Annotated in this window: 3 protein-coding genes and 1 pseudogene; all 4 read left to right on the forward strand. The window is 65.3% G+C overall.

Features of this window, described 5'->3' with window-relative positions; genetic code table 11:
- Positions 1 to 371: pseudogene (locus tag VG320_RS29720) on the forward strand (nicotinate phosphoribosyltransferase); the annotation flags it as partial.
- A gap of 118 nt (positions 372 to 489) precedes the next feature.
- Positions 490 to 1161, forward strand: coding sequence for a lactate utilization protein C (locus tag VG320_RS29725; RefSeq protein WP_327203658.1), 672 nt, complete (start codon positions 490 to 492; stop codon positions 1159 to 1161).
- Positions 1151 to 2584: a sodium:proton antiporter gene (locus tag VG320_RS29730; RefSeq protein WP_327203659.1), complete on the forward strand. Its 1434-nt coding sequence runs from the start codon at positions 1151 to 1153 to the stop codon at positions 2582 to 2584. Before VG320_RS29725 ends, VG320_RS29730 begins: the two co-directional genes overlap by 11 nt.
- Before the next feature lie 76 nt (positions 2585 to 2660).
- A partial coding sequence (locus VG320_RS29735) for a D-glycerate dehydrogenase (protein WP_327203660.1) occupies positions 2661 to 3391 on the forward strand: 731 nt, incomplete at its 3' end.

Below are 3391 nucleotides of genomic sequence, written 5' to 3' on the forward strand. Positions count from 1 at the left end.
GTCACGATTCGGGCGATCCGTTCGATTGGGGCGAGCGTCTGCTCAAGCACTACGAGGACAATCGCGTCGATGGCCGCACCAAGACGATGATCTTCTCGGACGCGCTCGACATTCCCAAGGTGCTGAGTCTTTACGAGCGCTTCAAGGACCGCTGCCGTCTGGCGTTCGGCGTGGGCACCAATCTCACCAACGACCTCGGCTATCAGCCGCTGCAGATCGTCATCAAGATGGTCCGCTGCAATGGCCAGCCGGTCGCCAAGCTGTCCGATTCGCCGGGCAAGAACATGTGCGACGACAAGGCGTATCTGGCCTATCTGCGCCAGGTGTTCGGCATCGAACAACCGACCGAAGAGGAACTCGCGGGCCACTAAAGGTCAATTAAAGGCCGCGTCTCTGTCACGCGCCAGGCCGTAAAACGCGAGGCGGCGCGCCGGTATAATCGGCGCGCCGCCTTTTTCTTTGGCCTTTCCTTTTTCGACGAGGACGTTCATGGATACCACGGCCGCCCGCCGCAGCATACTCGCGCGTATCCGCGCGGCCCAGGGCCGCGCCGTGAGCGCGCCGACGCCCACGCCGCACGAACGCGAAGCCGTCGCCGACTATCTCGCGCGTCATCCGCAAGGGCCGCGTCCGGCCCTCGAAGGCGATCTCGTCGCGCACTTCGTCGAACAGGCGAAGAAGATGGCCACCACCGTCGACGAAGTCGCCCAACTCACGGATGTGCCTGCCGCCGCGGCGCGCTATCTCGCCGCGCTTGCGTTGCCGATGCAGGCGGTCGCCTGGCAGACGCTCGAATCGTTCGACTGGGCGAGTGCGGGCTTGAGCGTGGCGTTTCGCAAGCCCGAGGATCGCGATCTCGTCGGCCTGACCGGCTGCTTTTGCGCCACCGCCGAAACCGGCACGCTGGTGCTGCTGTCCGGTCCGCAAACCTGGGCATCGGGTGCCTTGCTGCCCGAAACGCACATTGCCGTGGTGCCGGCGTCGCGCATCGTCGCAGGTCACGAGGACGCCTTCGCGCTCATGCGCGCCGAACGCGGCGAGCTGCCGCGCGCGGTGAACTTCGTCTCGGGGCCGTCGCGCACCGGCGATATCGAACAAACCATCGTGCTGGGCGCGCACGGGCCTTATCGCGTTCATGTCGTCGTCGTGCATGGCGCGTGACGTTTTGAAGCGCGTCCTGCAAGTGAGCGGCGCGGCGCTCGCAATCTGCGCGGCGCCGTGCGCGCACGCGGCGGGCGTGGATGGCGCAACGCTTTCCCCGGCGTGGGGCGTGCCGTTCGCACTCATGCTGCTGTCGATCGCGCTCTTTCCGATGGTCGCGGCCAGCTTCTGGCATCAGCACTTCGGCAAGGTAGCGGCGTTCTGGGCGCTGGCATTCCTGTTGCCGTTCGCCGCGACGCATGGCGTGTCCGCCACGTATCCGCTCCTCGTGCACGCGCTGATCGACGAGTACGTGCCGTTTATCGTGCTGCTCGGCGCGCTATATACGATCGCGGGCGGCATCTGCATCTACGGCAATCTGCGCGGCTCGCCGCGCACCAATACGACGATCCTGTTGCTCGGCACCGCGCTTGCGAGCGTGATGGGCACGACCGGCGCGGCCATGCTGCTGATCCGGCCGCTCTTGCGCGCCAACGACAATCGTCGCCACAACGTCCATGTCGTGGTGTTCTTCATCTTCCTCGTGGCGAATGCGGGCGGCTCGCTCACGCCGCTCGGCGATCCGCCGCTGTTCCTTGGTTTTCTCAATGGCGTGAGTTTCTTCTGGACTACGCAGCATCTTGCCGTGCCGATGCTGTTCGTCTGCGCCGTGCTGCTCGTGGCGTTCTGGCTGCTCGATTCGTGGTTTTTCCGTCGCGAAGACGAAGCGCGTGCGGCCACGCTCGATCCGACGCCCGATAGCGGGCGCATCGCCATCGGCGGGAAGATGAACTTCGCGCTGCTTGCGGGCGTGATCGCGCTGGTGCTGATGAGCGGCGTCTGGAAGCCGGACATCGGCATCGATCTGCCGGGCGCGCGGCTGGAACTGCAAAACCTCGTGCGCGACGCGGGCCTGATCGTGCTGGCGGCGCTGTCGCTGTTCTGCACCTCGCGCACCGCGCGCGCCGACAACGGTTTCGACTGGGCGCCCATCGCCGAGGTGGCGAAGCTGTTCGCAGGCATCTTCGCGACGATCACGCCGGTTATCGCGATGCTGCGCGCGGGCGAGCAGGGCGCGTTCGCGGCGCTGATCCAGTTCGTCAACGACGCGCCGGGACAACCCAACGACGCGCTCTATTTCTGGGCCACGGGACTGCTCTCGTCGTTCCTCGACAACGCTCCGACGTGGCTGGTGTTTTTCAATCTCGCCGGCGGCGACGCGCCCACGCTCATGACGAGCGGCGCACGCACGCTCGCGGCGATTTCGGCGGGCGCTGTGTGGATGGGCGCGGTGACCTACATCGGCAACGCGCCGAACTTCATGGTCAAGGCCATCGCGCAGCAACGCGGCGTGCGTATGCCGGGATTCTTCGGCTATCTTGGCTGGTCGTGCGTGGTGTTGACACCGGTGTTCGCCGTGGCGACCTGGCTGTTCTTCGTCTAGCCTCGCCTGAAGTGGCAATGCAGCGACAATATCGCCAGGCAGTGATGTCTCAACCCCAGCAGTGTGGAGAGCAACGATGCAAAAGATTCTCGTGGCGCGCCCGATCTTTCCTGAAGTGATCGACCGGCTCAAGCAATATTTCGATGTCGACTGGAACAACGGCGAAACGCTGTCCGCCGACGCGCTCAAAGCGCGGCTCGCCGACAAGGACGGCGCGCTCACCATGGGCGAGCCGATCGACGCCGCCGTGCTGGCGGCCGCGCCGCGTCTACGCGTGGTGTCGAACATGGCGGTGGGCTACAACAATTTCGACATGACGGCCTTCAACGCCGCCCATGTGCTTGGCACCAACACGCCCGACGTGCTCAACGAAACCACCGCCGATTTCGGCTGGGCGCTGATGATGGCGACCGCGCGCCGCATCACCGAATCCGAGCACTATCTGCGCGCGGGCAAGTGGCAGAAGTGGTCGTTCGACATGTTCCTCGGCGCGGATATTCACGGCGCGACGCTGGGCGTGATCGGCATGGGCCGCATCGGTCAGGCGCTTGCGCGCCGCGCGCTGGGCTTCAACATGCGCGTGATCTATCACAACCGTTCGCGCGTCGCGCCCGAGATCGAGCGCGAACTGAACGCCGAATACCGCTCCAAGGCCGATCTGCTGAAAGAGGCCGATCACGTCGTGCTGGTGCTGCCGTACACGCCGGAAAATCACCACACGATCGGCGCGGCGGAATTCGCGCTGATGAAACCCACGGCCACGCTCACCAATATCGCGCGCGGCGGCATCGTCGATGACGCGGCGCT

Origin of the sequence: Paraburkholderia sp. (assembly GCF_035948235.1) — a bacterium.
Taxonomy (GTDB): domain Bacteria; phylum Pseudomonadota; class Gammaproteobacteria; order Burkholderiales; family Burkholderiaceae; genus Paraburkholderia.

Coding starts and splice junctions, on each gene's coding strand:
- VG320_RS29725 (WP_327203658.1), top strand. CDS start 490: ATGGATACCACGGCCGCCCGCCGCAGCATACTCGCGCGTATCCGCGCG.
- VG320_RS29730 (WP_327203659.1), top strand. CDS start 1,151: ATGGCGCGTGACGTTTTGAAGCGCGTCCTGCAAGTGAGCGGCGCGGCG.